The sequence below is a fragment of the Achromobacter sp. FW305-C-13 genome, from assembly GCF_058783475.1.
Genome location: NZ_JBYSYN010000001.1, coordinates 425,638 through 452,474, shown reverse-complemented (window position 1 = coordinate 452,474; position 26,837 = coordinate 425,638). Strand labels below are relative to the sequence as shown.

Genomic DNA, 26,837 nt, shown 5'->3' with positions numbered 1-26,837 from the left:
CCGAAGCCCTTTCCGACACGGGGCGGCAACATCGCCGCTTACCCCGTACTCCGTTTGAAGGCAGGCCCTGCAGAAGGTTCACCGCGGAACCACAAAATTTCGGACGCTAACGTTTGCTAATACGCACCGCAAGCGCCGCACTCACGCCTCGAATGCCAGCAGCCCGACCGTGGCGAACAGCATCAGTGCAAAGCAGATTCTCAGCTTGCGTTCAGGAAGCCGGTACGCAAGCTTCACGCCGACAGGCACGAAGAGCAGGCTGCCGATGGCCAGCGGCAAGCCGACCATCCAATCCGCCTGGCCCGCCCATGCGTACGTGATCAGTGCGATGGTCGAACCGGGGATCACCATGCTCAACGCCAAGGCCTGTGCGGTGGTTTGCGGCAAACGGAAAACCGACGTGATGATCGGCACGGCCAACACCGCGCCGCCCACGCCGAAGAAGCCGCCCAACGTCCCGCACAGGATACCCAGCGCAATGGCGCGGCGCGGGGTAAAGGTGGGCGCCGGGCCCTTGTCGGCCCGCGGACGCCGGGTTGCGGGGCGTGCGGCGCGCCAAGTCTGCCAGACGTAGAACAAGGCGATGAAAAACAGGAACACCGCAAAGCTCTGGCGCAGGATGCTGGAGTCGATGCCCAGGGCCAGCCGCGCGCCCACCCACGTGAAGACCACGGCGCCTGCCGCCCCTGCGGCGGCCACGCGCTTGTCGATGCGGGTTTGCTGGTTGTACTTGCGCACGGCCATCGTGATGGCGGGCAACACCATGATCAGCGCCGTGCCTTGCGCCAGTTGCTGCGACATTCCCATCAGCAGCACCAGCGCGGGAATGGCGATGAGTCCGCCCCCGATGCCCAGCACGCCGCCCATGAAACCGATCAGGCCACCCGCGGCCAGGCACGCGGCGATAACAAACAGACTCACGTCTTGCTCCAGCAGACCCGGCCTTGTCCAGGATGGGCGATTCACTAAAGGGAAGTTCAACAGGCCCCGGTCCGGCACCCGCCGGCCCAAGGCATCAACGCAACTTGTCCAGCGCGGCGTCCAACCGGTCCACCGCCCAGATCTCCAGCCCTTCGATGGGCTGGCGGGGCGCGTTAGCCTTGGGGATCAACGCAATGGAAAAGCCCAGCTTGGCCGCTTCGCGCAAACGCTCCTGGCCACGCGGCGCAGGCCGGATTTCGCCCGCCAGGCCCACTTCACCGAACGCGATCAGGCCGCGCGGCAGCGGCTTGTCGCGCAGCGACGACATGATGGCCAACAGCACCGGCAAGTCGGCCGCCGGTTCGGTAATGCGCACGCCGCCCACCGCATTGACGAACACGTCCTGGTCGAAGGTCGTGACGCCGGCATGCCGGTGCAGTACCGCCAGCAGCATGGCCAGGCGGTTGCCCTCCAGGCCGACCGTCAGCCGGCGCGGATTGGGCGCGTGGGAACTGTCGACCAGCGCCTGGATCTCGACCAGCAGCGGCCGCGTGCCCTCTTGCGTGGCCATCACGCAAGAACCCGCGACCTGCTGCTCGTGCTGCGACAGGAACAGCGCCGAGGGATTGGCCACGCCGCGCAGGCCGCGATCGGTCATCGCGAACACGCCCAGTTCGTTGACCGCGCCGAAGCGGTTCTTGAACGCCCGCACCAGCCGGAACGACGAATGCGTGTCGCCCTCGAAATACAGCACCGTGTCCACGATGTGCTCCAGCACGCGCGGGCCCGCCAGCGCACCGTCCTTGGTGACGTGGCCGATCATGACGATAGCGATGCCCGTCTGTTTGGCCAGCCGCGTCAGTTGGGCCGCGCATTCGCGCACCTGCGACACCGAACCCGGCGCCGCGCTGAGTTCGCCGCTGTACAGGGTCTGGATCGAATCGATCACGGCGACCGTCGGCTTCTGCTCGGACACGGCAGCCTGGATGGCCTCCAGCCGGATCTCGGCCAGCAGGTTGACGTTGCCCGTCTGCAAGTCCAGCCGGCGGGCGCGCAACGCCACCTGTTCGGCGGACTCCTCGCCCGTGACATAAAGGACGCTTGTCGTCTGCGACATCGACGCCAACGCCTGCAGCAGCAGCGTGGACTTACCGATGCCCGGATCGCCGCCGATCAGTACCACAGCGCCAGCCACCAGGCCGCCGCCCAGCACGCGATCGAATTCGTCCAGCCCGGTGGGCTGGCGCGGCGTTTCGCGGGCTTCGATTTCAGAGAGGCTGCGCACGGGGCTGGCCGAGGCCAGCGGCGCGTAGCGGTGCGCCGACGCAGCAGGCGACGACGATTCCACGGTTTCTTCCAGCGTGTTCCAGGCGTTGCAATGCGGGCATTTGCCCTGCCACTTCGGGGTGGTGCCGCCGCAGTCGGCGCACACGTATACAGTTCGGGATTTGGCCATGCGCGAAAGTGTACCGGCAACCTGTCGTTCCAGCGCGCGGGCCGCACATCAAAACGCCCCTCTTGCCGAGCCCTTTGCGCCGTCCCGGTGCGTGAATCTGTCATTTCGCTTTCACTAACAGGGACAGTCTCAAGTTACATCATGCAAATAGAAGAAATTCCCTGCCGGAATTCCACAAATCGCGCATAATCAACGGGTGCAGCGCATTGTCGAACCGTCCCGTCAGGACGGCATACCCGGCGCCCAACGCCCTACTCGGGCGCAGCAACGGGAATCGCGGCGCAATCGCCCTGCGGTCTTTGCCTAGGCCGCATAAACCGGAACAAGACCCTAGCCACGACGAGACCGCCGGACCACCGGCGCGGCGCCCAGCAAAGGTCAAACGCGGATACGTCCAGCCACCGGGCGTAGGCGCGAGGAGTACGCGCATGAGCATTACCTATCGCCCCCCTTTCGATGAAGACGATGAACGGGATCTGCGCGCCCTGTACCGTAAGCCCAGACCCGGGACCAGTCCCGAACTTGACGCGGCGGTGCGCCGTACCTGGCACCCTGGCCACAGCTGGCATCCCGGCTGGGCCGCGGCCGCTTGCGCCGCCATGGTGGCCGGGCTATTCGCCTGGACCGACATGCGCGAAAGCGCCGACATGCAGGACGTGACCGCGCAACTGACGGCTCCCCACGAAGTCGGCACCAGTGCCGAACGCTCACCGGCGCCGGCCCCTGCTGCGCTGGCCGAAGCCCTGACCGGCAAGCAAGCTGCACCCCTCACCACCCAGCGCGTGGTGGCATCCCCGGCCGACACGGCCGCAAGCCAACCTCAGGCGGCCCCCGCGGCCCCGGAAACCGCTGCTGCCGAAACGGCGCAGCAAGGCGACGCCACGGCCACGGAAGTCGTGGCGTTCAGCGAGCAGGACGTCGAGGCCCGCGTGGCTCACATCCGCGCGTTGGTCCAGGACGACCAGCAGGACGAAGCCGTCGCGGCACTGCGTGAATTGCAGCAAGGTGCGCCGGACCTGACCCTGCCGGACGACCTGCAGGAACTGGCTCAGCAAAACCCGGCCTGAGCCCCGACCCGTCCCCGACATCGGCCCCGCCCCAAGCGGCGCCGATGGCGGTGTGGCGCGCAAGACGCACGCAAATATTTGGTCAAAAAATGGATGGCTTCTTGCTAACATAGCCGCCATGAGTCCGAGCTTCCACCACCGCAATCTTCCCCATCTGCTGCTTTACGCGCGCGAAACCCTGATGGCGCATTTCCGTCCCGTGCTGCATGCGGCGGGCGTCACCGAACAACAATGGCGGGTGCTGCGTACCCTGAGCGAAGTCGGCTCGATGGAACCCAATCAGATCGCCCGCAGTTGCCAGATCCTCAGCCCCAGCCTGACCCGCATGCTGGCCGGCATGGAAGAACAAGGCCTGATCAAGCGCGTGCGCTCCAGCGCCGACCAGCGGCGCCAGGAAATATCTTTGACCCCCAAAAGCAATAAGCTCATCGACCGCATGCGCCCGCAGGTGGATGCGAAGTACCAAGAGATCGAAAGCAAGATCGGCAAGGAATTGCTGGACCGCCTGTACCGCGACGTCGACGCCATGGTCGACCTGATCAAGCGCGACGCCGACGAAGCGTGACTCAGGCCGGCACCGGGAAGATCGCGTTGATCTGCCCCGTGCCGGAACTGGTGAAGTAATCGGTGACGATCTCCACCGGCTTGTCGTAACTGTCCCCCCCCAATAGCCCCAGCAGCATGGCCGTGTCATGCATGCCGCCTTCGCCGACGCAATGCTCGGCGTAGTCGGGCAGCATCGCGCAGAACGTCTTCCAATCCCCCTGGCGCCATAGCTCGACCACCCGCAAGTCGACCTGACGATGGAACTCGCGGCTGATCTGGTGCATGGCCGCCTCAGGGCTGCCGTTGTCGTTGAAGCGATGCGACAGCGATCCGCTGGCCAGCACGGCGACGCGGCTGTCGCTGGCCTCGATGGCCTGGCGCAGCGCCGCGCCGAATCGACGGCTTTCGTCCAGCGCATGCCATGCGCACCAGGCAGCCACCGACACTACGTTGAAGCGGCCGTCGCCATTCATGTACCGCATCGGCACCAATGTGCCGTATTCCAGCTCCAGGCTGTCGATCTCGTGCGAACGCGTGCCCACGCCCGCCTCATTGGCGCATTCGGCGATGCGCCGCCCCAGTTCGGGATTGCCGCGGTAGGCGTAATCCATGTCCTTGATGAAATGCGGCAGCTCGTTGCTGGTATAGCGTCCCTTGAAACGCCCGTTGGCGTTCACGTGATAGCCTGCATTGACCAGCCAATGCACGTCCAGCACCACGATCGTGTCCACATCCAGGTCGCGGCAACGCTGGCCGATGATGCGATGCCCTTCAATGGCGGCCTCGCGGCAACCGTGGTGCTTGCCGGGAAGTTCCGACAGATACATCGACGGCACATGCGTCACCTTGGCCGCCAGCGCGAGCTTACCCATGATGGTTGTCTCCTGATTCCCGAGGCTTAAACGCCCCATTTGGGGATGTGGTGGCCGCCCAGCGACACGCACACGTTCTTGATTTCGGCGAACACCTCATAGCTGTATTCGCCGCCTTCCCGCCCCGTGCCCGATTCCTTCGTGCCCCCGAACGGCTGGCGCAAGTCGCGTACGTTCTGGCTGTTGATGAACACCATGCCTGCTTCGATACTGCGCGCCAGACGGTGCGCGCGACCGATGTCGCTCGTCCAGATATAGGACGCCAGCCCGTACTTCACGTCGTTCGCCAGCGCCAGGCCCTCCGCCTCGTCCTTGAACGGGATCAGGCAGGCGACCGGGCCGAAGATCTCTTCCTGCGCGCAACGCATGCGGTTGTCGACCTCGGCCAGCACGGTCGGACGCACGAAATTTCCATGCGCCAGGTGCGCGGGCAAACCGGCTGGCTTGCCTGCGCCGCCCGCCAGGATGCGGGCGCCTTCCCGTTCGGCCAGATCAATGTAGCCTGTCACCTTTTCCCAGTGCTGTCGCGTGATCATCGCGCCCACATGCGTGGCCTCGTCGCCCGGGTCGCCAACCACCAGCCGTTCGGCGCGCGCCGCGAACTTGCGCACGAAGTCGTCGTAGATGCTTTGCTGCACGAAGATGCGCGAGCCCGCGGTGCAACGTTCGCCATTCAACGAAAAAATGGTGAACAGGGCGGCATCCAGCGCACGCTCCACGTCGGCATCGTCGAAGATCAGGACGGGCGACTTGCCGCCCAGTTCCATCGAGTACTTCTTGATGCCGCCGGCGCCAGCCAGGATCTTCTTGCCCGTGACGGTGCCGCCCGTGAACGAGATCGCGCGCACGCCGGGGTGCCGTACCAGCGCGTCGCCTGCTGTAGCGCCGTAACCCTGCACCACGTTCAGCACGCCCGCCGGGATGCCAGCCTCCAGCGCCATGCTGCCCAACTGGTCTGCCGTCAATGGCGACAGTTCCGACATCTTCAGCACGGCGGTATTGCCCAGCGCCAGGCACGGCGCCGTCTTCCAGGTGGCGGTCATGAACGGCACGTTCCAGGGCGACACCAGTGCGCACACGCCGACCGGCTGGTACAGCGTGTAATTCAGCATCTGATCGTCCACCGGGTACGTGTGGCCGTTCATCCGCGTGCAGACTTCCGCGAAGAATGTGAAGTTCTCGGAAGCGCGCGGAATCAGTTGCTTGCGCGTCTGCGAGATCGGCAGACCGGTATCGCGCGTCTCGAGGTCGGCCAGCATCGGCACGTTCTGGTCGATCAGTTCGCCCAGGCGGCGCATCAGGCGGGCACGTTCCTTGGCGGGCGTGTTCGCCCATTTGGGGAAAGCGTCCGCCGCGGCGGACACGGCGGCATCGATCTCGGCCTGGCCGCCCGCGGCGACCTCGTCAATGGCATCGCCGGTGGCCGGGTTATAGGTGACGAAGCGGTCTGCGCTGTCGACCTGCCGGCCATTGATCCAATGTTTGATGCTCACGTGCGCTCCTCCTGCATTGGGCGGCTCAATCTCGCCCGTGTTTTTAATTAACACGTTAACATTATGCCGGCGGCCGGGCGCTGTCAACGCCGGGAAATCCCGATCCGACCTGCCTGCCCAGCCACGTTCCGGGCGTTGCCGGCCCTGGCCTTTTTCACTATGATACTTAACATGATAACGATATGGTGAGCGAGACAACATGCCCCACATCTGGATTGAGTACTCGGGCAACCTGGACCTGGACACGCGCACGCTGATGCGCACGGTGCAGGATGCCGCCGTGGGCGACGGCACGCTGTTCCCGCTGGCGGGTGCCCGGACGCGAGCGCTGCGCGTGGACGACTGCCTGATTGTTGATGGCCATCCGGACAACGCCTTTGTCCACGTGGTGCTGCGCATCGGGCACGGACGTAGTGACACGCAGAAGACCGCGCTGGGCGAACGCGTGTTCCAGGCTTTGTCCGCCGCGTTAGCGCCGCTCATGGCCGCCCGCCCGCTGGGCATCTCGATGCAGATCGAAGAGGCCGACCCCGTGCTGAACTACAAGGTGAACAACTACCGCGATTACCTGGCCGCACGCGCCGCCGAAGCCGCCGCCGCATTGGCGGCCCCGCCCCGCACGGTAGTGGGCGCCGCGCTGAACACGCGCCAGGCGTTGCAGGCGTTGGGGGACACCATGGACGCCCCGCCGTACAAGGCCGCGCCCCAAGCGCCGGTGCTCTACATCAAGCCCGCCAATACGTATGCGCAAGACGGCGACGTCATCACGCTACCGGCCGACGTCGACGAGGTCGAAGTGGGCGCCTGCCTGGGCGTGGTGTTCTCGCGCCGCGCCACCCAGGTAAGCGAGGCGGAAGCGTTGGCCTACGTGGCGGGCTATCGCGTCGTGGCCGACCTTTCCGTCCCGCACGCCAGCTACTTCCGGCCTGCCCTCAAGCAGAAATGCCGCGACGGCTTCTGCCCCATCGGCCGCGATCTTGCGCCGGCGGCATCCGTGCCCGACCCCGACACGCTGGAAATCGAAGTCCATGTGGACGGTGTCCTGGCGCAGCGCGCCAGCACCGCCGATCTGGTCCGACCGGTGGCGCGGCTGATCGCCGACGTCACGCAATTCATGAGCTTTGACGCCGGCGACATGCTGCTGGTCGGCGCCCCTTACGACGCCCCGCGCGTCAGGGCCGGGCAGCGCTACGACATCCGCATCTTGCACGTCGGCACGCTGGGCAACCGGCTGACCGCCGCCACCGCCTGAGGATTCGCCATGAAACACGCACGCATTGTTTACGAAGGTGCCATCCACGCGGCGACCGAGGCGGGTCCGGGCCAGCTCCGTCTGGCCGACGGCCGCGTCCTGGCCGAAGAAGCCGTGTCCTGGCTGCCCCCCCTCGAACCCCGCACGACGTTCACGCTGGCCATCAACTATGCGGACCATGCCAAGGAACTGGCCTTCAAAGCGCCGGAGGAACCGCTGGGCTTCCTGAAGGCCGCCAACACCTTCGTCGGGCACCGCGCGCGAACCCTGCGCCCCGCCGACGTCGCCTACATGCACTATGAATGCGAGCTGGCGGTGGTCATCGGCAAGACGGCCCGCGGCGTCACGCGGGGCGAGGCCTATGACTATGTGGCCGGCTATACGGTGGCCAACGACTACGCGCTGCGCGACTACCTGGAGAATTGGTACCGCCCCAACCTGCGCGTCAAAAGCCGCGACACCTGCACACCGCTAGGCCCTTGGCTGGTCGACCGCGACGACGTCCCCGACCCCATGAACCTGAACCTGCGCACCACCGTCAACGGCGTCGAGACCCAGCGCGGCAACACGCGCGACATGGTGTTCGACGTGCCCGCGTTGATCGAATACTTCAGCGGCTTCATGACCCTGTCGCCCGGCGACCTGATCTTGACGGGCACCCCCGACGGCATCGTCAACGTCATGCCCGGCGACGAGGTCGTGACCGAAATCGACGGCGTTGGACGACTCGTCAACACGCTGGCTCCCTTCCCTTCCTGATCCCTTCGGACACCCGATGCTAGACACCCAAACCGTGCGCGCCATTGCCGCGCGCCTGCACGACGCTGAACGCACCCGTACGCAGATCCGCCAGATCTCCCTGGAACATCCCGGCATCAGCATTGCCGACGCCTACGCCATCCAGCGCGCGTGGATGGACATCAAGCTGGCTGAAGGCCGCGTCAAACGCGGCCACAAGATCGGCCTGACCTCACGCGCCATGCAGCAGGCGTCCCAGATCGACGAGCCCGATTTCGGCATGCTGCTGGATGACATGTTCTTCGAGGACGGCAGCAATATCCCCGCCGACCGATTCATCCTGCCCCGCCTGGAAGTCGAACTGGCCTTCGTGCTGGGCAAGCGCCTCGAAGGGCCGAACGTGACGCTGTTCCAGGTGTATGACGCCGTCGACTACGTGATTCCCGCGCTGGAGATCATCGACGCGCGTTCGCACGGCATCGACCCCGACACCAAGCGCCCGCGCAAGGTGTTCGACACCATCGCCGACAACGCCGCCAACGCAGGCGTCGTCATTGGCGGACGGCCCGTGAAGATCGGCGACATGGACCTGCGCTGGATCGGCGCCATCCTCTCGCGCAACGCCGTCATTGAGGAAACCGGCGTGGCCGCCGGCGTCTTGAATCACCCCGCCAATGGCGTAGTATGGCTGGCTAACAAACTGGCCGCCCACGACGTCGCGCTGGCGGCCGGAGAGATCATCCTGTCGGGGTCGTTCACCCGGCCGGTAGCCGCCCGGCCCGGCGACACGTTCAGTGTCGATTACGGCGTGCTGGGTTCCGTCAACTGTCATTTCATTTAACACGGCATGCAGTCCATGGACATCCTCACCAACACCTTCAAGCAAGCCTTGCGCGACCGTAAACCCCAGATCGGCCTGTGGGCCGGCCTGGCCAGCGCCTATACCTCCGAGATCGTCGCCGGCGCCGGTTTCGACTGGCTGTTGATCGACGGCGAACACGCCCCCAACACCTTGCAGACGACGCTGTCGCAGCTGCAATCGGTGGCCGCCTACCCGGTGGCGCCGGTCGTGCGCCCGGCCTGGAACGACTCGGTGCAGATCAAGCAGATCCTCGACACGGGCGCGCAGACCCTGCTTGTTCCGATGATCCAGTCCGCCGAGGAAGCCGCAGCGGCTGTAGCTGCGGTGCGCTACCCGCCCGCCGGCATCCGCGGGGTGGGCAGCGCGCTGGCGCGGTCATCGCGCTGGAACCGTATCCCCAACTATCTGGAACGCGCCAACGACCAGATGTGCGTGCTGGTGCAGATCGAAACGCCGGCCGGCATTGACGCGCTGGACAAGATCCTGGCGGTAGACGGCGTGGACGGCGCCTTCATCGGCCCGGCCGACTTGTCGGCCGGCATGGGTTATCTGGGCCAGCCGGAACACCCCGAGGTCCTGAAGACAATCGACGAGGCCATCACCCGTATCGTGCGCTCCGGCAAAGCCGCCGGCATCCTGCACAGCGGCGTGGCGCAGGCCAAGCATTACCTGGCACTGGGCGCGACCTTCGTGGCCGTGGGCGTGGACGCCGTGCTGTTGGCCCGCGCGGCCGAAAAGCTGGCGGGTGAATTCAAGGACGCAAAACCGGTGCAAACCGGCACGGGCCCCTATTAAGCCCGCGTGTCTTCCTGGCGCCTGAGCCCCGCCTCAGGCGCCTTCGCCATCCCCCAGAAGCGCATTGCGCTTCGCGAAATCGGCAAGTTCCAGCACCGACGTCATGCCCAGCTTTTGCTGCAAGCGCGTCTTGTAGGTGCTGACTGTCTTGTTGCTAAGCAACAGCAAATCGCCGATCTCCTTGTTCGACCGCCCCTGCGCAAGATATTGCAGCACGGTCATCTCGCGGTCCGACAAGCTCTTGATCATCGCCCCCTCGGACAACTGCCCGTGCTCCGGGGCTACCGCCGTTGACGGGAACACGCTGTACCCCGCCATCACGGCCTTGATCGCGCTGACCAGTTTGTTCAGATCTTCGTCTTTGCAGACAAACCCCTTGGCGCCCGCCTGCATGCACCGATGGCAAAACGCTTCGGAGGACAGCGAGGTGAGCACCAGGATATGGCTACGCGGATCGATGCCGCGCATCCGGGCGATCACGCTCAGGCCATCCAGCTTCGGAATGCCGATGTCCAGGATCACCACATCAGGCGACTGATCCCGGAACATCTGTACAGCATCAATGCCATTGCCGACCTCGCCAACGACCCGAAAGCCGTTCGTCTCCAACAGCATGCGCACGGCAAGGCGTAGCACCGGATGGTCGTCAACGATTAAGACTGTGTTCATGTCGGGATGGGCCTATCTCAAGAAGAAACCTCCGGCAATCGGCAAAACCGAACGCGTCGCACGCAGCGGTGCATCTGAGGACGGGGAATTTTAGTGCAAAGAAGACGGCGCAAGCCGTATGGCCGGCCGCAAATGGGGCCGGATTATCTCAATGTTTCCGTTTCCGGTCATGACTCGACATGCAGCGAGCCGCTTAGGAAATTTCCTACATAACGCTGCTACGCATCCTATTTCTCACGAACTTCCCAATTCCTACACTGCTTTCAGCTTCAACACGAGGTGATTCCAACAAACGCTCGCCGCCCTTTGTGGCTCCCCGGGGCGGTGGACTCGGAACACCCGGCTCGAAAGCTGCAACTACTATCCAAGGACATTGTGATGAAAAAAAATCAGTTGGCCCGCCTGATCGCATCGATTGCATTCGGCACGGCTTGCACCGCCGCCTTCGCCGCAGACAAACCCAACGGTGAAATTCGTTTCGAAGGCTCGATCGTCGAAGCGCCTTGCTCGATCGCCAGCGACTCCGTCAATCAAACCGTCCGGATGGACCAAATTGCCAGCGCCGAACTCAAGGGCGGCAAAAAGTCCACGCCCAAGTCGTTCAAAATCAACCTGCTCGGTTGCGACCTGACAGACGCCAAAAAGAGCGTCACCGCAACGTTCCAGACCAGCACGCCGTCCGACGCCTATGACGGTCTGGTCGCCATCCAGGGCGCAGCACGGGGCGCCAGCCTGGGCATCGCTGATGGCCGCGGCGAATTGATCAAGATGGGCCACGAATCGTCCGCCACGAAGATCTCCACTGCCACGCCTTCGATGGAATTCCAGGCTTTCCTGCAAGGCGAGCAGGAAGATGACGGCCAGCAAGGCAAGAAGGATGCCACCCTCGTTCCGGGCGAATTCCACGCCGCGGTGAACTTCACGCTGACCTACAAGTAACCCGCAAGCCGCAGAACCTGGAGCTGCGCCAAAGGCCGGCTCCAGCCCCTCGTTAGGAGGTGCCTGATGCACAGGTTCAAGGCAATTTCCGCCCCTTCCCGGACGCTATTCCTGCTGTTGGCGACGCTGTCCCTGGCTAGTCAGCAAGCACTGGGAAACGTACTGAACGGGCGCGTAACGATGACCGGATCCATTGCCACGTCCGCTTGCACCATGCGGGTGGATTCCCAGGACCAGACCATCGATATGGGTCCGCTGGCCCTTGCAAAGCTGGTCGACGGCGAGAGCTCCGTCCGAAAGGCCTTCCGGATCTACATCGAGGACTGCGCCCGCACCCAGACCGCTGGCAGTGGTGCAAAAGGCTCGCAGTCATTCGCCGTCACTTTCGAAGGAGACAGCGAGAGCCATCTCTTTCTGGCAACAGGCACAGCGCGAGGCATCGCCATGCGTCTGCATGACAGCAACGGCAATGCGATTTTGCCGGGCGCGTCACGACGCGAATACCTGTCGCCGTCCGGCGACACGACATTGAGCTATTTGCTCAGCCTGCAAGGCACCGGTCAAGCACTGAAGGCCGGCAATTATCAAATAACCGTCCGGCTGAGGATGCATTATTTCTGAGCCATTTGGGACGGATTCTTCACGATACCTCCAGAGGCTAAAGCAGTGATTTATCGCAAAGGTTTGATGAGCACCGCCTTATGCCTGGCGGCCGGCCTATCGCAGGCCTCCGACGAGGTCCAGTTCAACATGGATGTGCTGGATCTGAAAGATCGGCAGAACATCGACCTGAGCCTGTTCTCCCGCGCGAACTACATCATGCCTGGCGCCTACAACCTGACGTTGCATGTAAACCAGCAGCGGCTATCCGACACCCTCATCCATTTCCTCGCCCCGCCCGATGATCCACGCGGCAGCCTTGCATGCCTGGCGCCCGAACACGTCGCCGAACTCGGCTTGCGCCAGGGCACGATCGACAAGCTGGCGTGGTGGAACGACGGCGCCTGCCTGGATACCGGCAGCATACCCGGCATGCAGGTCAACACCAGCCTGGGCCAGGCGGCGATCTACGTGATCCTGCCGCAAGCCGATCTGGAATACACCGCACCTAACTGGGACCCGCCTTCCAGATGGGACGACGGCATTGCGGGCGCAGTGCTGGACTACAACCTGAACGCGCAAACCACCCGCCGCTCCCGCGAAGGCGACCGCAGCACCTATCTCAGCGGCAACGGCACGACAGGCTTGAACATCGGAGCCTGGCGTCTGCGCGCGGATTGGCAGGCCCAGGCCGAACGCGGCTCGGGCCGACCGACAAAGCAGCGGTTCGACTGGAGCCGCTTTTATGCAATGCGCGCCATTCCCGGGTGGAAATCCAGCCTGATCGTTGGGGAAGACTATCTGAACTCGAACCTGTTCGGGGGCTTTCGCTATACGGGGGCCAGCCTTGCCACCAATGACAGCATGCTGCCGCCGAACCTGCGCGGCTACGCGCCTGAAATCACGGGCGTGGCGCGCAGCAACGCCCGCGTGGTGGTAAGGCAACAAGGCCGTGTCCTGTACGAGACCCAGGTGCCTCCGGGTCCGTTCCGCATCCAGGACCTTAATGACGCCGTCAGTGGCAACCTGGATGTCAGCGTTGAAGAGCAAGATGGCAGCCATCAGAATTTCCGGGTCGCAACTGCCAGCATCCCTTACCTGTCGCGGCCAGGAAGCTTGCGCTTCAATCTGGCGACCGGCAAGCCTTCCGAATGGAACCATCGCTTGCAAGGCCCCGTGTTCGGAACCGGGGAGTTTTCATGGGGCATCAGCAACGGCTGGTCGCTCTTTGGCGGTGCCCTCGGCGCGAAGGATTATGGCGCCGTCGCCCTTGGCGTGGGCCGCGACCTGCTGGCATTCGGCGCCTTGTCATTCGACGTCACGCAATCGCGCGCCGTGGTCGGCGGCGAACGCCGGGTACTGATGGGGAAGTCCTATCGGGTCAGTTACTCGAAGCGCTTCGACGAATACGACAGCCAGGTCACCTTTGCGGGCTACCGGTTCTCGCAGAAGAACTTCACAAGCCTGAATGACGTGCTCAATGCCCGATACGAGGGCAATCCCATCAACCGCAGCAAAGAGATGTACACGATCTCGTTCAGCAAGCAATTCCGCGACCTGGGCACGAACGTGTACCTCAATTACAGCCATCAAAACTATTGGAATGGTCCAGTTAACAAGCGCTACAGCCTGTCTGCCTCGCGCTATTTCGACATTGGACGCTTGAAGAACCTGAGTGTTTCGTTGACGGGCTACAGCAATAAGGCCTACCACACGTCGGATAACGGCATGTACCTGTCGCTCAGCATTCCTTTTGGTGAAAAGGGTTCACTCAGCTATAGCGCGTCGTCAAACCGCAACGGCTCCACGCATGACGTGGGCTACTACAGCAGGCTGAACGATCGTAGCAACTACATGATCAGCGCAGGCCATGGAAACGGCGGCAACACCGCGCAAGGCTACCTGTCATACGAAGGATCGTGGGCACGAACCGTGGTCAGCGCCAGCCATCAGGCCGGCGCCTACAGCTCGATGGGCATGTCGTTGGAGGGCGGCGCCACGGTGACCGCGCGCGGCGCCGCCTTGCATCGCAGCGTCTCGCCCGGCGGAACCCGCCTGATGGTCGACACCCACGGCGTTGGCGGCGTTCCCGTGCGCGGCAACGCCGTGGCCACGGAAACGAACGGGTTCGGCAAGGCCGTGATCACGGATGTCAACAGCTACTACCGCAACCAAGCCTCCATCGACCTGGACCACCTGCCCGACAACGTGGAAGCCTTGCGCTCGGTCACACAGGCCACGCTGACGGAAGGCGCCATCGGTTACCGCAGCCTGGAGGTCATCTCCGGTGAAAAGGGGATGATCGCCCTGCGGTTGTCCGACGGCACGCCTGCGCCCTTCGGCGTCAGCGTGAAAAACCGCAGAGGCCAGGAGACCGGCATTGTCGGTGACGACGGGCAGGTCTACCTGAGCGGCATGCAAGTCGGCGAAGTCATGACGGTTGAGTGGGGCGGCAACAGGCCCTGCCTGTTCACCATTGCGACCGAAGCGGATTCTCCTGCCCTGCGCCAAGCCTACGAGTGCGAGCCCTAGGCGCGCCCCGCTCGCTGGCACGCACCCACCCTGACAACCTTATCAACAAGCCCTACCCTCAAACATGAAAATCAAGTTCATTTCCTCTCTTGCCCTGCTCTCATTGGCCACGCTGTTTACCGTGCAACACGCGACCGCCGCAGTTTCACTGGATCGCACCCGCGTCGTATTCAATGGCCAGGACAAGTCCGTCAGCTTGAGCATCAGCAACCAGAACGAACAGTTGCCGTACCTGGCGCAAGCCTGGATCGAAAACGAGCGCGACGAGAAGATCAGCTCGCCTCTGGTGGTGGTGCCGCCTATCCAGCGCCTTGAGCCGGGCGGCAAAAGCCAGGTGAAGATTCAAGGGTTGCCGGAGCTGGCGCAATTGCCGCAAGACCGCGAATCGATCTTCTACTTCAATTTGCGGGAGGTTCCTCCGCGCAGCGACAAGGCAAACACTCTGCAGATCGCGCTGCAAACGCGCGTCAAGCTCTTTTATCGGCCGGCGGCGCTCAGCAAGGCACCGATCGCCTCATCCACGCCTTGGCAAGAGCGCCTGACCTTGACGCGTCAAGGTGACAACTACGTCGTAAACAATCCAACGCCCTTCTACATCACGCTTATCGATGCCTCGGATCGCGTCAACGGCAAAACCCCGGATGCATTTGAACCCTTGATGCTCGCCCCGCAATCGCAAGCGCCCTTGAGTGTCGGCGTCAAGGTGCTGGGCGAAAAGCCCGTCCTGACCTATGTCAATGACTACGGCGGACGGCCCCAGCTGGAGTTCCATTGCTCGGGCGCCGAATGCACGGCCAAGCCGGTAGAGGGCCGCCGCTGAACGCGCAGCCACATTCGCATGGAAGAAACCATGAATCAGAAGCCAAGCAAGCGCAATGCAAAGTCCGCCATCTTGGTCGCCTTGTTGTTGGCGGCGAACCCAATCGTTGGGCTGACTGCAGACAAACCTGACGCGAGAGGCCCCCACGCCACGTTCCACGTTTCCGGCGCATTACTGGAAAGCGCATGCAGCTTGGCGATGGACTCCGCCTACCAGGAGATCTGGTTGGGCAACACCAGTACTGCGGACCTGAACCGTGCCGGGGATCAGGGCGCGCAGGTGGCCATCAAGCTACGGCTGCGCGGGTGCGTGCGGACCGAAGGCGGGCGGCGCGACGAGCACGGCGGAGCATTGGCCTGGAGCCGCGCCGAGCCCGTCATCGGCGTGACGTTCGGCGCATCGGCGGACATGGACAACGCGGAGCTTGCCAGCGTGACGGGAGCGGCCGGCTTCGGCCTGCGGCTGTCCGATGCCCTGAGACGGCCCATTGACCTGAACAAGCCCAGCCGCCCGTGGTTCGTGAAACCGGGCGACAGCGTGCTGACTTACTACGTCACCCCGGAGAGAACCTCGGCCCCACTGCGCCCCGGCGCATTTCATGCGTATATCAACCTCTATCTGACCTATGACTGACGTGACCGCCACCCCTCGCATCCCGCATTCGGAGCGCCTTTGCAGCCCGCTGCGCGCAGGTCTGGCCTTGATCCTGATATTGGCCGCCCCCTCGCTGTCGTTGGCCCAAACCGCTATCGCCAAGAATCAAGTCCGCGTTGAAATCTCCGGGACGATCCGAGCAAAAATACCCTGCATCATCAACAACAATAAGCCCATCGACATCCCGTTTGGCGATGTGCAGATTTCCAGAATCGACGGCAAGCAATACAAGATCACGCAGATCCGCTATACGCTCGACTGCCGGCGCGCCCTGTCCTACCCCCTCAATATGAAGATCTCTGGCAAGGGCGCCGACTTCAACTCCAAACTGCTCGGCATTCCGGGCCAAAGCAGTCTAGGCATCGCCCTGAAGCGGAACACGACCAATCTCGCGCTGAACGATTGGTTTTCTTTGACTCCCGCCTCGCCTCCGAAACTGGAGGCCGTTCTGGTCGCGCATAGCGAAGGAACGATTACGGGCGGCGAGTTCAGTGCTGCGGCCACCCTGATAGTGGACTATCAATGACATATCGTTTCCGACAACTGGCCCGAGCCCCCCTCGCCGGCGCGCTCTTGGCCGTCCTTGCGTCCGCAGGCAGCCATGCTGAACAGCCGAACATGAGATTCAACGGCTACCTGGTGGCTCCCCCTCCCTGCACTGTCAGCGACAATGGCAGACGTATCGAGGTCGCATTCAAGCAGAACATCAATACCAGCAAGATCGACGGCGACAACTACAAACAAATCGTTCCCTACCAAATCGATTGCCCAGGCATGAATCGGCCCGGCATAACGTGGAGAATGAAGCTGACGGTCAGGGGCACGGCCACCAAATTCGAACCAGCCGCGGTGCAGTCTTCGGTGCCCGATCTAGGCATCAAGCTGATCCTGAACAACTACCCGGATTTTGTCTTGAATACTGCCCAGGAAATAAAACTGGACGCCTCGCAATCCCCGCCGACGCTGGAAGCCGTTCCCGTAAAGCTGGCCGGCTCGCGCCTGCCACTCAAAGAATTCACGGCATCGGCCCTGCTGATCGCCGAGCTGTATTAGGAGACCACCATGCGCATGAAAAAGCAGGTCACCCGCAGCTTGGCCCTGCTGGCGGCAACCCTCTCCTGCATCGCCCCCGCGACCGGGGCTCAGCCTGCTGGCGACAATATGACCTTCTCGGGACGATTGGTCGCGGAAGCCTGCACGCTCAGCCCGGAAAGCGAAAAAGTGCGACTGAACTTTCTGTCGGTACCCGACAGTGCCCTTTACCTGAATGGCCGAACCCCCGGGCAACCCATCACGCTGCATTTGCTGAACTGCGACATCTCGCAAGGCAACAACAGCCTGAGCATTCACTTCGAAGGACCGGAAAGCAGCAAGCAGCCAGGCTTTCTGGCGTTGGACAGCGACGGCATTGCCGGGGTTGCCATCGGCCTGGAGACGCCGCAAGGGCATCGCCTACCCTTGAAAACGAAAAACGCCATTGGTCAGGTCACGGCAGGAACGAACAACATCGAGTTCATGGCTTATCTGCAGGGCGAAAAAGAAGCACTTGAAAGTCATCAGATAGGCCGCGGCGAAATCAAGAATGCCACGCTGACCTTCACGCTCACCTATGACTGAGATAGACGCGATGATTTCGGAAGTTTCCTACTTTCTGCCCGGAATCTGCCCCTAGCCCCGACCCGCCGCCGTACTTAGCATGAGCGACCTTGTTCACGTTTATGTCGGCGTCAAATGAAGAACCTTAACGTCCTAGTCTTGCACGACCACCCCTTTTCACGCATGGTCATCGTGACGGCGTTAAGAACGATGGTCGATGGCCGCATCTATGAAGCCTCAGAGGGCACCAAGGCCATCACCTTGTTGAAGGCTTGCGGAGGCATCGATATCGCCATCTGCAAACTGCATCACGAGGGCCAGGATGGGCTGGCCTTCCTGCGTGAAGCCAGCAAACTTTCCTTGATCCATTCCGTGATCACCAGCGGCATGCCAGAAACCGCTGTGCGCGACGGCATCGCCGCGGCGATTGAATGCCTGAATCTGGAGTACCTGGGAGATCTGGGAGGGGCGTTGCAGCCGGCTCGACTGGCATCGCTGATGGCCAAGTTCCGACGGGGCAGCCAGCGCCATGCCCCCGGCCATCATGGTCCGGCCTCACAGGAAGAGGTGCGGCAAGGCCTGAAGAACAGCGAATTCAAGGCGTACTATCAGCCCATCGTGGATATCGACGGCAAAGTCCTGCTCGCAGCCGAAGTGTTGGCGCGTTGGCATCATCGTTCGCGCGGCCTGCTCTCACCCGCACATTTTTTAGCGACAATCGTGTCCAGTGGCTTGATTGACGATCTTTTCCAGACAATGTTCGAACAAGGTCTGGCGATGCAGGCAGACCTGCGCGGGCAAGGCGTGTCCACCATGCTTGCATTCAACTTGCACCCTATTCAACTGACGTCGTCCGCCCTGAGTGAGCGTATCGGGGAAATGCTTGCGCAGTATCAGGCATCTGCCCACAACATCATGTTGGAAATCACGGAAGACGCGATGGTCAGCACACCCGCCCATATTCTGGACAATTTTTTGAAGCTGCGCGATATGGGTTGCGGGTTGTCCATGGATGACTTCGGCGCCGGGCACGCTTCGCTGGACCGTCTTTGCGCCCTGCCGTTCAATCAGATCAAACTGGACGCGACGTTCACGCGCAGCTTGAAGACCCAACCACGCGCCGCGACAATCATCCGCAGCGTCGTCGAGATGTCCAAAGCGCTGCAGCTGCCGTTGGTGGTGGAAGGCGTTGAAACGTTAGCGCAGCAAACCCGACTGCGTGAACTCGGTTGCACGATTGCGCAAGGGTATCTCTATGCGCGGCCCATGCCGACGGACCATTTCGTGGAGTTCTGCAGGACGCACGTCGGGGATACGATGCTTCAAGGCGCAGCTAGTACGGCTCTACCATCAGCACGGCGCTACCCGTAAACTTACCCAGGGTGACATCGGCGGGGATTTCCAGCTTGTCGCTCAGCTTCACGGTATTGATGCCGTCTTGCAGGCGCAGTTGGCTGGAGATAGGGTTGTCATTGACGAACAGGCGGCTTTTCCCCCCATTACTTAACGTCACCCGATCTTCGTCGCCTGCACCACTACCCGAGACAAGACGCATCCGCACATACGTGGTGCCATAGCAACGAATCTTCAGCTGGGTGCTGGCGCTGTGGCCATCCGCATCGGTATCGAAGATCTCGCCGTGAATCAGCTCTGCAGCGCCTTGCATTTCCATGATGCAGTTCGAGTACACATAGCCGCAATTTCCGTCGAAATTAGGTCCGACGTAGAAAGGGCTAGTCACCAGCCCCTCATCGCGGTCTGTTCGGATGATGACGCCGGAACAAACCTTGGATCCTGCCGCGCCCGGGATAAGCACTTTACCGCTCCAACTCAAGTAGCTCCATCGCTCGGCGAGGTCAGCGATTGAGTCGTTGCGGGTCGATGCTACGCAATACCAAGTGCAGTTCCCTACGGGAGTCGCAGCGTATATGCGGGAAGGATCGCTGGCCAGCCAATGTGCGGGCTGCATGATGGAGTTGTAGGGTACCTTCCGATCGCCGTCTTCCCCAACGATCTCTCGCTTGCCCACTCTCGTCGTAATGTGTAACTCGCCTGACCCCCCTTCGATGAACGGTGTAGTGACTGCAACGGGGTAAAGGAATGCATAAGCGTGGAACGAGACGCCTGCACCGATCAGCGCAGCGAAGACGCGGATCAGCAGATTGCGGAAAAGAACGGACATGGTGGGGGTGGAAGGCGGAGGGTTGCGCATCCCCTAGATGCTACGCACCGGACGGGAGATAACCATCGGCGGCGATTGAACATCGTGTAGGAATTTTCCTAAGCTCCGCGCCACAGCGGATATCGCCAACAGGTGGCATACCCCCGCAGACTCCCTACCGCTTCCCGCGCTGCGAGAGCAGGCCTTGTTCCAGGGCCAGAACGGCTTGCGTCAATGCCTGGATCGAAGATGCCAGTGCTGGCGCCTCTGCCGCCCCCCCTTGATGGCAGAGGCGCTCGACCTCCGCACACGCCTGCACCAGGCTGGTCGCCTTCAATATACTGGCGGCCCCTTGAATGCGGTGCGCAAGCTCCGCGACCTGCATCAGGTTGCCCTGCTCCGCACGGGCCTGCACCTTGGCGATGTCCTCGCGGTTGGTGCGTATCAGTTCCTCAAGCAACGCCCAATGCCGCCCATCATCGCCGCCAGCGATCTCAAGCAAAGGGGCCAGATCGAACAAGGGTGCATCCGCACGGATGCCGCCCCGGGCCGGCTCAGGCTGCGCCATGACGGACAGGTGGTGCGCCAGCCGTGCGCCCAGCGTGTCCAGACCAACGGGCTTGACCAGGCACTCGTCCATGCCGCCCTGCACGTAGCGTTCGATCTCTTCCGGTTGCGCGTCGGCCGTGACGCCAATGATGAGGGTCCTGTCTGCGTTGCGTTGCGCTTCTTCCTGCCGGATCGCCCCCGCCAGGGCAGCGCCATCCATGCCGGGCATGCGGCAATCCGTGATCACGGCATCGAAGGGGTGCATCCGCCACTTTTCAAGGGCCGCCACGCCATCTGGCGCGTCTTCCACTTCATGCCCCAAAAAGCGCAATTGCTGCGCCAATATCTGGCGGCTGACCGAATGGTCGTCGACCACCAGAATCTGCAGCACGCGAGGCGGCATCGGCTGCTGCCGCGACGGCAGGTCCGCCGCGGGCATGGCTGGCAGCGTCTGCAATCGAAGCGATACCCTGACTGTGGTTCCAACCCCCGGCGCGCTTTCAAGCGTCAGCCGGCCCCCCATCATTTCGCAGAGCGACCTGCTGATGACCAGCCCCAAGCCCGTTCCGCCCGTCGCGCCCGCCTCGCGTCCCGCTTGGGCGAACGGTTTGAACAGGCGCTGCTGGTCAGCTTCCGATATGCCGATGCCGGTGTCCTCGATCGCGATGTCGACCTGAAGCAAAGACGACTCGACGGCGTGGCCTTCCACATGGATCCGGACATGGCCGCCATGCGTATAGTGAATCGCGTTGCCCACGAGATTGGACAGCACTTGCTTGAATCGCAACGCGTCAATCAGCACGTCCGTCTGGATGCTCGCATCCATTTCCAACAGCAGGCGCAACCCCTTCTGACGCGCAAGGCCATCGAACACACGAGCGACGGATTCGACCTGCTCGCGCAAGCCGGCCCGCGCCGGGGTCAGGCTCAGGCGCCCTGACTCGATACGGGCAATGTCCAGGATATCGCCGATCAACGTCAACAAGCCTTGGGCCGAGGCGTACGCGATTTCAATACTGTTGCGGTCAATGGGTGCGTCGTCCGCGCGTTTCAAGGCCAATTCAAGCACGCCGATGATCGCATTCATCGGCGTGCGGATTTCGTGGCTCATCGTCGCCAGGAACGTCGTTTTGGCCCGGCTGGCCGCATCCGCCAGATCTTTCGCAGCCGCGAACTCCTGCACCAGATTGTGATGCTCGGTGATGTCCAGCCACCCGCAGATCACGCCGCTGGGCACGCCTGCGGCATTTTCGAACGGCTGCGCCCAATGATCGACCCAGGTCTCCACGCCACGTATCCGCACCCGATGCACGCCCGAGATCATCTCTCCCTTTCGCATCGCCTGCATGTAAGTATCGTGGAAGTCCGCTGCCGCCTCGAACTCGGCTGGCGGCAACTCCAATGCGGTCTTGTCCAACACGTCGGCCGCCTGCAGCCCCATCGCCTTGAGATAACTACGATTGCAGACCAGCATCCGCCCCTCGCCATCGCGCACGTAGATGGGCGGCGGCATGCTGTCGATCAGGGTCTTGACGAACTGCAACTGCTCCTTGAGCGCCTGCTTGGCTTGCGCCTTGGCGCGGATCTGGCGGCGAAGCATCGCGACCCAGACCAGTACGCCCAGCAACAACAGGGCGGCGGCGCCCACGACCTGGGCGATGATGACGCCGTAGTCGCGCCAGGTCTCGCCGCTCATGCCGGGTTCCGCTTTCCACCGGTTGGCGAATGCGCTCATCTGATAGGGCGTCAGAATCGCCAGCGTCTTGTTCAGGATGGATTGCAGTTCAGGATCGTTGCGCCGCACAGCGAAGCTGAGCGCCACGGGCGGGGAATCCAGCACGTCGCTGATCGCGAGTTCATCCTTGAACAGCCGACCGATGTAGTAGCGCGCGGCCGGCAAGGCCAGGACTGCGCCGTCCGCCTGTCCGGCATGGACCCGGTTCATGGCGTCCAGGCTCGAGCTTGCCTCCACGAGCGAGGCGGTCGGAAAGCGCGGCGGGGCCAGCTCGGCAGCCGTATGGCCCCCGCCGATCGCCAGCTTACGCACAGGCTGCCCCTGCCCGGCCAGGTCTCTCCGGGTGACAAGCACCAGGGGGTCCACGGAAAAAGGTTGGCTGAACCGGAGCACTTGCTCGCGCTCGACGGTTGGAGTCATCATGGCGATATCGGCCTCGCCGTCGGCGATCGCCTTGATCTGCTCGGGAAAGCTGCCTTTACGGCTGAAGGCGTCGAACTGGATCCCGGTCTGAAAAGTGACCATTTCCAGCAAATCGGAGGCGAGCCCGGAAAATGCCTTGTTCGAATTGAAGAAGGCGGCGGGTGCAAGGTCGTCGTTCAACACCACCCGCAGCTTGGGATGCGCCTCGATCCAGCGCAACTCGTCGGGGGTAAAGGAAATGTTCCGGCTTCCCGGAATGAAACCGCTGCCTGCCCAGCTACGCGCGATCTCGGGCAGCGTCTGTCCGATTGCGGCGATCGCCTGGTCCACCAATCCGCGGAGCCGGTCATTGTCCAGTGCCAGCGCGTAGCTGTACCGCGTCGCAATCTCTGTGTAGCGACTGAACTTCACGTAGTCGAAGAAAGACCGGTTGATGCTGTAATACGCCGCAAGCGCCCCGTCGACATACACATCCGCGTGGCCGAATGCCAATGCACCGAGCCCTTCGTCCGTGGAGGCATAGCGCACGATCTTCGCCTTGGGATAACGCGCTGCCACTTCGGCAGCCAACGTATCGTCTGCCCCGACGGCGACTTCCAGGCCGTCAAGGGCGGCGGGGAGGTCCCGCGTGTCGACCGCGCGTTTGAAAATCGCCACGTGATCGACGATGAAAGGCGAACTGAACGCCGCCACTCGGTGATCGTCGGGATGCGCCTCGCCGCCGACCATGTCCACCGTTTTCTGATCGAGCGCCTTCAGCGCGGCTTCCCGCGTCGGATAGGAGAGCAAGCGCAGGTTCAGGCCCAGCAATTGGGCCGTCAGCGTACTCACGTCCGCCGTGATGCCCTTATAAGTGCCGTCGCGGTAGACGATTTCGAATGGCGCCCGGTCCTCTTGCACGACCCCCAGCACCAGTTCCTGCTTTTGGCGCAACCATCGCCAATCGTCGTCCGAGATCGCCGGCACGGCCCGCTGAAGATGGACCTGGCTTTGAACGGTGAGCAGCAGCGGTTGCTGCGTCTGGGCGAGCGCCGGCGTTGCGGCGCCGAGCAGCCAGAACAACGCAAAGAAGAATAATCGCCGTACGGTCATTCCCTTGCCTAAGGAACTATGCAAGATCGAAATCGCGACGCTGCCGGCAGGGACGTGCCTGCGCGTTAAGAACGCCCGCCCAGGCTGCCCCCGCCATCCACGCCCAGCACCTGGCCGGTGATGAAGCCGGCATCGTCGGACAGCAGGAAGGCAATGGCGGCGGCGACCTCGGCCGGCGTGCCCAGGCGCTTCATGGGTACCGAGGCCAGCGCGCGCTTTTCACCGTCGCTGCCTGCCGGACGCGTGGCCCGGAACATTTCGGTTTCGATCGGGCCGGGCGCGACCGCGTTGGCCGTGACGCCGTACTCGGCCAATTCCAGCGCCCAGGTGCGGGTGCAACCGACCAGCGCGTTTTTGGCGGCCGAGTAAGCCGTGCGGTCCAGGCCGCCGTAGATGGCGCGGCTGACCACGTTGACGATGCGGCCGGCGCGGCGCACTTTCATGGATTCGACGAACGCCTGGGTCACCTGCACCGCGACGCGCACGTTCAAATCCAGCACGTTGTACAGGGTGGCCAGGTCGATCTCGCCCAGCGGCTGCGGGGACGCGATGCCCACGTTGTTGACCACGGCGTCGACGGGAAACTTGTCGCGGATTTCGCGCAGGACTTCTTCGGTGCGCCCGGCGTCGGCCAGGTCACAGGCGTACAGATAACCGGGAAAATCGACGTCCGTGGTGTTGCGCGCAATACCGACCACGTGACAGCCCATGTCGGACAGCCGTTGCGTAAGCGCCCAGCCTATGCCTTTGGTGGCGCCCGTAATGAGCACGCATTTGTCCTTCATGGGTGGAAACCTCGCAGTCTGTTTTCTGTGTCAAAAACGGGCGCTTGAGCGCCCGGTGTTCCAAGTAGACACCATCCGGCGTCGGCTGTCTTGTAAATTGCGTAGCAATTCTTGCCCTCCGGACACCCCTGGACGACAGCGGCCGTAGGCGACCGCGCCAGGGGAAAAGCAGGCCGTTCAGGCGTCACGGGTGACGGGAACGCGCGGCGCCAAGGCGCAGAGGAGCTCGTAGCCGATGGTGCCGGCGGCCTGGGCCACCTCGTCCACGGAGGGACCGTCTTCGCCCCAGAGGGTCACGGGTGCGCCCACGCCGGCGGCCGGGATGGGATCCAGATCGACGATCAGCATGTCCATGGAGACGCGGCCGACCAATTGGGTACGGATGCCGGCCACGACAACCGGGGTGCCGGTGGTGGCGTGGCGCGGATAGCCGTCGGCGTAGCCGCAGGCGACGATGCCGATGCGCATGGCGCGTTCGGCGCGGAAGATGGCGCCATACCCGACCGATTCACCGGCCTTGAGCTCTTGCACCGCGATGATCTCGGAGCTGAGCGACATGGCCGGCTTCAAGCCGAAGGACGCGGCTTCGGCGTCGGCGAACGGGGACGCGCCATACAGGCAGATGCCGGGGCGCACCCAATGCGTCTGGGTGGGCGAACCGACCGCGATGTCGGCGAAACGCAGTGTGGCCGCAGAGTTGCAGACGCTGATCGCCCCCGGCAGTCTATGCGTCACCGAATTAAAGACGGCCAATTGCTCGTTCACGCCTTGGGGGCCGTCGGCGCAGGCGAAGTGGGTCATTTTGCCGATCGAACCCACCGTGCCCTGCTGTTGCAGCAGCATGGCCCGTTCATGGGCGGCGGGATAGGCGGCCGGGCTGAAACCCAAGCGGTTCATGCCGCTGTTCAACTTCAGCATGATGTCCACGCGGCGGGCGAAACGCGCGCGGGCCAGCATGTCCAGCTGTTCGCGGTTGTGCACCGTGGTGCTCAGGTGATAGCGGTCGACAAGATCCAGGTCCGCCGGGTTGAAGAACCCCTCAAGCAGCAGGATCGGCCCCCCCCAGCCTGCCTCGCGGCAGCGGACGGCTTCGTCCAGGTCCAGCATCGCCAGGCCCTGCGCCTTGGAAAAGCCCGTTACCGCTTGCTCGATGCCGTGCCCGTAGGCGTTGGCCTTGATGACCGCCCAGATGGACGGCGGCAGGCCGGATGCCGCGGCGGCAGTCTGTTCAAGGTGGCGGCGCACGGTGGCAAGATTGTGCGCAAGGGCAGAAACGGAGACGGTGGCGGAAATTGGGCGCGGCATGATGTGAGATCCTGTGGCGCTTAAGTCTAACTGATCGCCGCCCGCGCCGGGCGTCATCGTGCCCTGATGAAACGACTACTCTAAAATGATGTCGACAGGGTCCCCGGGGACCCGACCCGAGCTGCTAATCATGTCTATCGATCACTACGAGAACTTCCCCGTCGCCTCGCTGCTCTTGCCGCGCAGGCTGCGCGGCGCCGTGACCGATATCTACCGGTTTGCCCGCGCCGCGGACGACATCGCCGATGAGGGCAGCGCCACCGACGACGAGCGCCTGGCCCAATTGGCGGCGTTCCGCACCGAGCTGCACCGGATCGGCGCCGAACCCGGCACAACGCCCCCGCCCGGCCTGCCGCCGCTGGCCGACATCTTCACCCCGCTGGCCAAGACCATCGCCCAGCATCAGTTGCCCATCACGCCGTTCTACGACCTGTTGTCCGCCTTCGAGCAGGACATCACCGTCAAGCGCTATGAGGACTACGCCACACTGGCCGACTACTGCACGCGCTCGGCCAACCCCGTCGGGCGCCTGATGCTGCACCTGTTCGAGGCGACCAGTCCGCAGGACACCGCCGAAAGCGACGCCATCTGCTCGGGATTGCAACTGGTGAACTTCTGGCAGGATGTGCGGGTGGACTGGCACAAGCACCGGGTGTACATCCCGCAGGAAGACCTGCGCCGTCACGGTGTCACCGAAGACGACCTGGCCGCCTGCCGCCTGACGCCCGCCTGGCGCGAACTGATGGCTTTCCAGGTGGAACGCACGCGGGCGCTGCTACACTTCGGCGCTCCGCTGGCGCGCCGCCTGCCGGGCCGCATCGGCCTGGAGCTGCGCCTGGTGGTGCAAGGCGGGCTGCGCGTGCTGGAGCGTATCGAGGCGAGCGGCTACGATGTATTCATGAATCGCCCCGAATTGGGCGCCAAAGACTGGGCCATCATGCTGTGGCGCTCTATCAAGTAACAGGCCCTGCCTAA

At 63.2% G+C, this 26,837-nt stretch carries 25 protein-coding genes; 16 read left to right on the top strand and 9 right to left on the bottom strand.

The genetic code is table 11. The features are described 5' to 3' along the window. Window positions 1–141: 141 nt before the first annotated feature. Together AC3WMU_RS02155 and radA are read right to left on the bottom strand one after the other, a co-directional pair. Entirely contained in the window at window positions 142–921 is a 780-nt protein-coding gene (locus tag AC3WMU_RS02155; protein WP_424624965.1) for a sulfite exporter TauE/SafE family protein, read from the bottom strand. A 94-nt stretch (window positions 922–1,015) separates the two neighbouring features. After that, a complete protein-coding gene (gene radA, locus AC3WMU_RS02150) occupies window positions 1,016–2,377 on the bottom strand; it encodes a DNA repair protein RadA (RefSeq protein WP_088589994.1) in 1,362 nt (453 codons plus the stop codon). A 428-nt stretch (window positions 2,378–2,805) separates the two neighbouring features. Between radA and AC3WMU_RS02145 the strand changes: the two genes are divergently transcribed. Both AC3WMU_RS02145 and hpaR read left to right on the top strand, forming a co-directional pair. Next, a complete protein-coding gene (locus AC3WMU_RS02145; RefSeq protein WP_424624964.1) occupies window positions 2,806–3,444 on the top strand; it encodes a hypothetical protein in 639 nt (212 codons plus the stop codon). Window positions 3,445–3,562: 118 nt separating this feature from the next. After that, on the top strand, window positions 3,563–4,009 hold the full coding sequence (hpaR, locus tag AC3WMU_RS02140) for a homoprotocatechuate degradation operon regulator HpaR (RefSeq protein ID WP_006225437.1): 447 nt from the start codon (window positions 3,563–3,565) through the stop codon (window positions 4,007–4,009). Between the two features lies 1 nt (window position 4,010). On the opposite strand, the gene hpaD is transcribed toward hpaR, so the two are convergent. Together hpaD and hpaE are read right to left on the bottom strand one after the other, a co-directional pair. Further along, a complete protein-coding gene (gene hpaD, locus AC3WMU_RS02135; RefSeq protein ID WP_492281727.1) occupies window positions 4,011–4,862 on the bottom strand; it encodes a 3,4-dihydroxyphenylacetate 2,3-dioxygenase in 852 nt (283 codons plus the stop codon). A gap of 26 nt (window positions 4,863–4,888) precedes the next feature. Beyond that, window positions 4,889–6,355, bottom strand: a complete 1,467-nt coding sequence (gene hpaE / locus AC3WMU_RS02130) for a 5-carboxymethyl-2-hydroxymuconate semialdehyde dehydrogenase (protein WP_492281726.1) — start codon at window positions 6,353–6,355, stop codon at window positions 4,889–4,891. Window positions 6,356–6,554: 199 nt separating this feature from the next. On the opposite strand from hpaE, the gene AC3WMU_RS02125 reads away from it, so the two are divergent. From AC3WMU_RS02125 to hpaI, 4 genes are read left to right on the top strand one after another with little or no spacing between them, the layout of a single operon-like run. Further along, complete coding sequence (locus AC3WMU_RS02125) at window positions 6,555–7,607, top strand: fumarylacetoacetate hydrolase family protein (protein ID WP_492281725.1); 1,053 nt, start codon at window positions 6,555–6,557, stop codon at window positions 7,605–7,607. A gap of 9 nt (window positions 7,608–7,616) precedes the next feature. Continuing rightward, window positions 7,617–8,366: a fumarylacetoacetate hydrolase family protein gene (locus AC3WMU_RS02120; protein ID WP_006225433.1), complete on the top strand. Its 750-nt coding sequence runs from the start codon at window positions 7,617–7,619 to the stop codon at window positions 8,364–8,366. Between the two features lie 16 nt (window positions 8,367–8,382). Then, entirely contained in the window at window positions 8,383–9,186 is an 804-nt protein-coding gene (gene hpaH / locus AC3WMU_RS02115) for a 2-oxo-hept-4-ene-1,7-dioate hydratase (RefSeq protein ID WP_492281724.1), read from the top strand. 15 nt (window positions 9,187–9,201) lie between these two features. Then, complete coding sequence (hpaI, locus tag AC3WMU_RS02110) at window positions 9,202–10,002, top strand: 4-hydroxy-2-oxoheptanedioate aldolase (protein ID WP_492281723.1); 801 nt, start codon at window positions 9,202–9,204, stop codon at window positions 10,000–10,002. 33 nt (window positions 10,003–10,035) lie between these two features. Here the strand turns inward: hpaI and AC3WMU_RS02105 are convergent, their stop codons facing one another. Then, a complete protein-coding gene (locus tag AC3WMU_RS02105) occupies window positions 10,036–10,671 on the bottom strand; it encodes a response regulator transcription factor (RefSeq protein ID WP_006225429.1) in 636 nt (211 codons plus the stop codon). 378 nt (window positions 10,672–11,049) lie between these two features. On the opposite strand from AC3WMU_RS02105, the gene AC3WMU_RS02100 reads away from it, so the two are divergent. The 9 genes from AC3WMU_RS02100 to AC3WMU_RS02060 all read left to right on the top strand — a co-directional run bounded on the left by AC3WMU_RS02100 (window position 11,050) and on the right by AC3WMU_RS02060 (window position 19,183). Continuing rightward, window positions 11,050–11,610 carry a fimbrial protein gene (locus AC3WMU_RS02100; protein ID WP_006225428.1) on the top strand — a complete coding sequence of 187 codons (561 nt, stop codon included), beginning with the start codon at window positions 11,050–11,052 and terminating at the stop codon, window positions 11,608–11,610. Window positions 11,611–11,676: 66 nt separating this feature from the next. After that, on the top strand, window positions 11,677–12,231 hold the full coding sequence (locus AC3WMU_RS02095; protein WP_006225427.1) for a fimbrial protein: 555 nt from the start codon (window positions 11,677–11,679) through the stop codon (window positions 12,229–12,231). A 66-nt stretch (window positions 12,232–12,297) separates the two neighbouring features. Next, window positions 12,298–14,742 carry an outer membrane usher protein gene (locus AC3WMU_RS02090; RefSeq protein ID WP_492281722.1) on the top strand — a complete coding sequence of 815 codons (2,445 nt, stop codon included), beginning with the start codon at window positions 12,298–12,300 and terminating at the stop codon, window positions 14,740–14,742. 64 nt (window positions 14,743–14,806) lie between these two features. Beyond that, the gene (locus AC3WMU_RS02085) at window positions 14,807–15,562 is read left to right on the top strand and encodes a fimbria/pilus periplasmic chaperone (RefSeq protein WP_006225425.1); all 756 of its coding nucleotides are present in this window, start codon (window positions 14,807–14,809) and stop codon (window positions 15,560–15,562) included. An 18-nt stretch (window positions 15,563–15,580) separates the two neighbouring features. Further along, a complete protein-coding gene (locus AC3WMU_RS02080) occupies window positions 15,581–16,195 on the top strand; it encodes a fimbrial protein (RefSeq protein WP_492281721.1) in 615 nt (204 codons plus the stop codon). Continuing rightward, window positions 16,188–16,742 (top strand): fimbrial protein, encoded by a 555-nt coding sequence (locus AC3WMU_RS02075; RefSeq protein WP_280028681.1) that lies wholly within the window; start codon window positions 16,188–16,190, stop codon window positions 16,740–16,742. Before AC3WMU_RS02080 ends, AC3WMU_RS02075 begins: the two co-directional genes overlap by 8 nt. Further along, window positions 16,739–17,269: a fimbrial protein gene (locus tag AC3WMU_RS02070; protein ID WP_081534266.1), complete on the top strand. Its 531-nt coding sequence runs from the start codon at window positions 16,739–16,741 to the stop codon at window positions 17,267–17,269. The genes AC3WMU_RS02075 and AC3WMU_RS02070 overlap by 4 nt, the downstream gene beginning before the upstream one ends. Window positions 17,270–17,278: 9 nt before the next feature. Next, window positions 17,279–17,833: a fimbrial protein gene (locus tag AC3WMU_RS02065; protein WP_424624960.1), complete on the top strand. Its 555-nt coding sequence runs from the start codon at window positions 17,279–17,281 to the stop codon at window positions 17,831–17,833. A gap of 114 nt (window positions 17,834–17,947) precedes the next feature. After that, window positions 17,948–19,183, top strand: a complete 1,236-nt coding sequence (locus tag AC3WMU_RS02060; protein ID WP_081534263.1) for an EAL domain-containing response regulator — start codon at window positions 17,948–17,950, stop codon at window positions 19,181–19,183. Here AC3WMU_RS02060 and AC3WMU_RS02055 read toward each other — a convergent pair. The 4 genes from AC3WMU_RS02055 to alr form a co-directional block, all read right to left on the bottom strand. Beyond that, window positions 19,146–20,024, bottom strand: a complete 879-nt coding sequence (locus AC3WMU_RS02055) for an MrpH family fimbial adhesin (protein ID WP_131224897.1) — start codon at window positions 20,022–20,024, stop codon at window positions 19,146–19,148. The genes AC3WMU_RS02060 and AC3WMU_RS02055 overlap by 38 nt on opposite strands. Window positions 20,025–20,148: 124 nt before the next feature. Further along, complete coding sequence (locus AC3WMU_RS02050; protein WP_492281720.1) at window positions 20,149–23,772, bottom strand: ATP-binding protein; 3,624 nt, start codon at window positions 23,770–23,772, stop codon at window positions 20,149–20,151. A gap of 65 nt (window positions 23,773–23,837) precedes the next feature. After that, complete coding sequence (locus AC3WMU_RS02045) at window positions 23,838–24,557, bottom strand: SDR family oxidoreductase (RefSeq protein WP_006225417.1); 720 nt, start codon at window positions 24,555–24,557, stop codon at window positions 23,838–23,840. Window positions 24,558–24,734: 177 nt separating this feature from the next. After that, window positions 24,735–25,862 carry an alanine racemase gene (gene alr, locus AC3WMU_RS02040; RefSeq protein WP_006225416.1) on the bottom strand — a complete coding sequence of 376 codons (1,128 nt, stop codon included), beginning with the start codon at window positions 25,860–25,862 and terminating at the stop codon, window positions 24,735–24,737. A gap of 130 nt (window positions 25,863–25,992) precedes the next feature. Here alr and hpnC point away from each other — a divergent pair, with 130 nt between their 5' ends. Next, window positions 25,993–26,823, top strand: a complete 831-nt coding sequence (hpnC, locus tag AC3WMU_RS02035) for a squalene synthase HpnC (protein WP_006225415.1) — start codon at window positions 25,993–25,995, stop codon at window positions 26,821–26,823. The last annotated feature ends 14 nt before the right edge of the window (window positions 26,824–26,837 follow it).

Excerpts from the sequence above, each read along its gene's own strand:
- hpnC (WP_006225415.1), top strand. The coding sequence starts at position 25,993 with ATGTCTATCGATCACTACGAGAACTTCCCCGTCGCCTCGCTGCTCTTG.
- AC3WMU_RS02055 (WP_131224897.1), bottom strand. The coding sequence starts at position 20,024 with ATGCGCAACCCTCCGCCTTCCACCCCCACCATGTCCGTTCTTTTCCGC.
- hpaI (WP_492281723.1), top strand. The coding sequence starts at position 9,202 with ATGGACATCCTCACCAACACCTTCAAGCAAGCCTTGCGCGACCGTAAA.
- AC3WMU_RS02105 (WP_006225429.1), bottom strand. The coding sequence starts at position 10,671 with ATGAACACAGTCTTAATCGTTGACGACCATCCGGTGCTACGCCTTGCC.
- hpaD (WP_492281727.1), bottom strand. The coding sequence starts at position 4,862 with ATGGGTAAGCTCGCGCTGGCGGCCAAGGTGACGCATGTGCCGTCGATG.
- hpaR (WP_006225437.1), top strand. The coding sequence starts at position 3,563 with ATGAGTCCGAGCTTCCACCACCGCAATCTTCCCCATCTGCTGCTTTAC.
- AC3WMU_RS02060 (WP_081534263.1), top strand. The coding sequence starts at position 17,948 with ATGAAGAACCTTAACGTCCTAGTCTTGCACGACCACCCCTTTTCACGC.
- AC3WMU_RS02145 (WP_424624964.1), top strand. The coding sequence starts at position 2,806 with ATGAGCATTACCTATCGCCCCCCTTTCGATGAAGACGATGAACGGGAT.
- AC3WMU_RS02045 (WP_006225417.1), bottom strand. The coding sequence starts at position 24,557 with ATGAAGGACAAATGCGTGCTCATTACGGGCGCCACCAAAGGCATAGGC.
- hpaH (WP_492281724.1), top strand. The coding sequence starts at position 8,383 with ATGCTAGACACCCAAACCGTGCGCGCCATTGCCGCGCGCCTGCACGAC.
- radA (WP_088589994.1), bottom strand. The coding sequence starts at position 2,377 with ATGGCCAAATCCCGAACTGTATACGTGTGCGCCGACTGCGGCGGCACC.
- alr (WP_006225416.1), bottom strand. The coding sequence starts at position 25,862 with ATGCCGCGCCCAATTTCCGCCACCGTCTCCGTTTCTGCCCTTGCGCAC.
- AC3WMU_RS02100 (WP_006225428.1), top strand. The coding sequence starts at position 11,050 with ATGAAAAAAAATCAGTTGGCCCGCCTGATCGCATCGATTGCATTCGGC.
- AC3WMU_RS02085 (WP_006225425.1), top strand. The coding sequence starts at position 14,807 with ATGAAAATCAAGTTCATTTCCTCTCTTGCCCTGCTCTCATTGGCCACG.
- AC3WMU_RS02080 (WP_492281721.1), top strand. The coding sequence starts at position 15,581 with ATGGAAGAAACCATGAATCAGAAGCCAAGCAAGCGCAATGCAAAGTCC.
- AC3WMU_RS02075 (WP_280028681.1), top strand. The coding sequence starts at position 16,188 with ATGACTGACGTGACCGCCACCCCTCGCATCCCGCATTCGGAGCGCCTT.
- AC3WMU_RS02090 (WP_492281722.1), top strand. The coding sequence starts at position 12,298 with ATGAGCACCGCCTTATGCCTGGCGGCCGGCCTATCGCAGGCCTCCGAC.
- AC3WMU_RS02120 (WP_006225433.1), top strand. The coding sequence starts at position 7,617 with ATGAAACACGCACGCATTGTTTACGAAGGTGCCATCCACGCGGCGACC.
- AC3WMU_RS02070 (WP_081534266.1), top strand. The coding sequence starts at position 16,739 with ATGACATATCGTTTCCGACAACTGGCCCGAGCCCCCCTCGCCGGCGCG.
- AC3WMU_RS02050 (WP_492281720.1), bottom strand. The coding sequence starts at position 23,772 with ATGACCGTACGGCGATTATTCTTCTTTGCGTTGTTCTGGCTGCTCGGC.
- AC3WMU_RS02125 (WP_492281725.1), top strand. The coding sequence starts at position 6,555 with ATGCCCCACATCTGGATTGAGTACTCGGGCAACCTGGACCTGGACACG.
- AC3WMU_RS02065 (WP_424624960.1), top strand. The coding sequence starts at position 17,279 with ATGCGCATGAAAAAGCAGGTCACCCGCAGCTTGGCCCTGCTGGCGGCA.
- AC3WMU_RS02095 (WP_006225427.1), top strand. The coding sequence starts at position 11,677 with ATGCACAGGTTCAAGGCAATTTCCGCCCCTTCCCGGACGCTATTCCTG.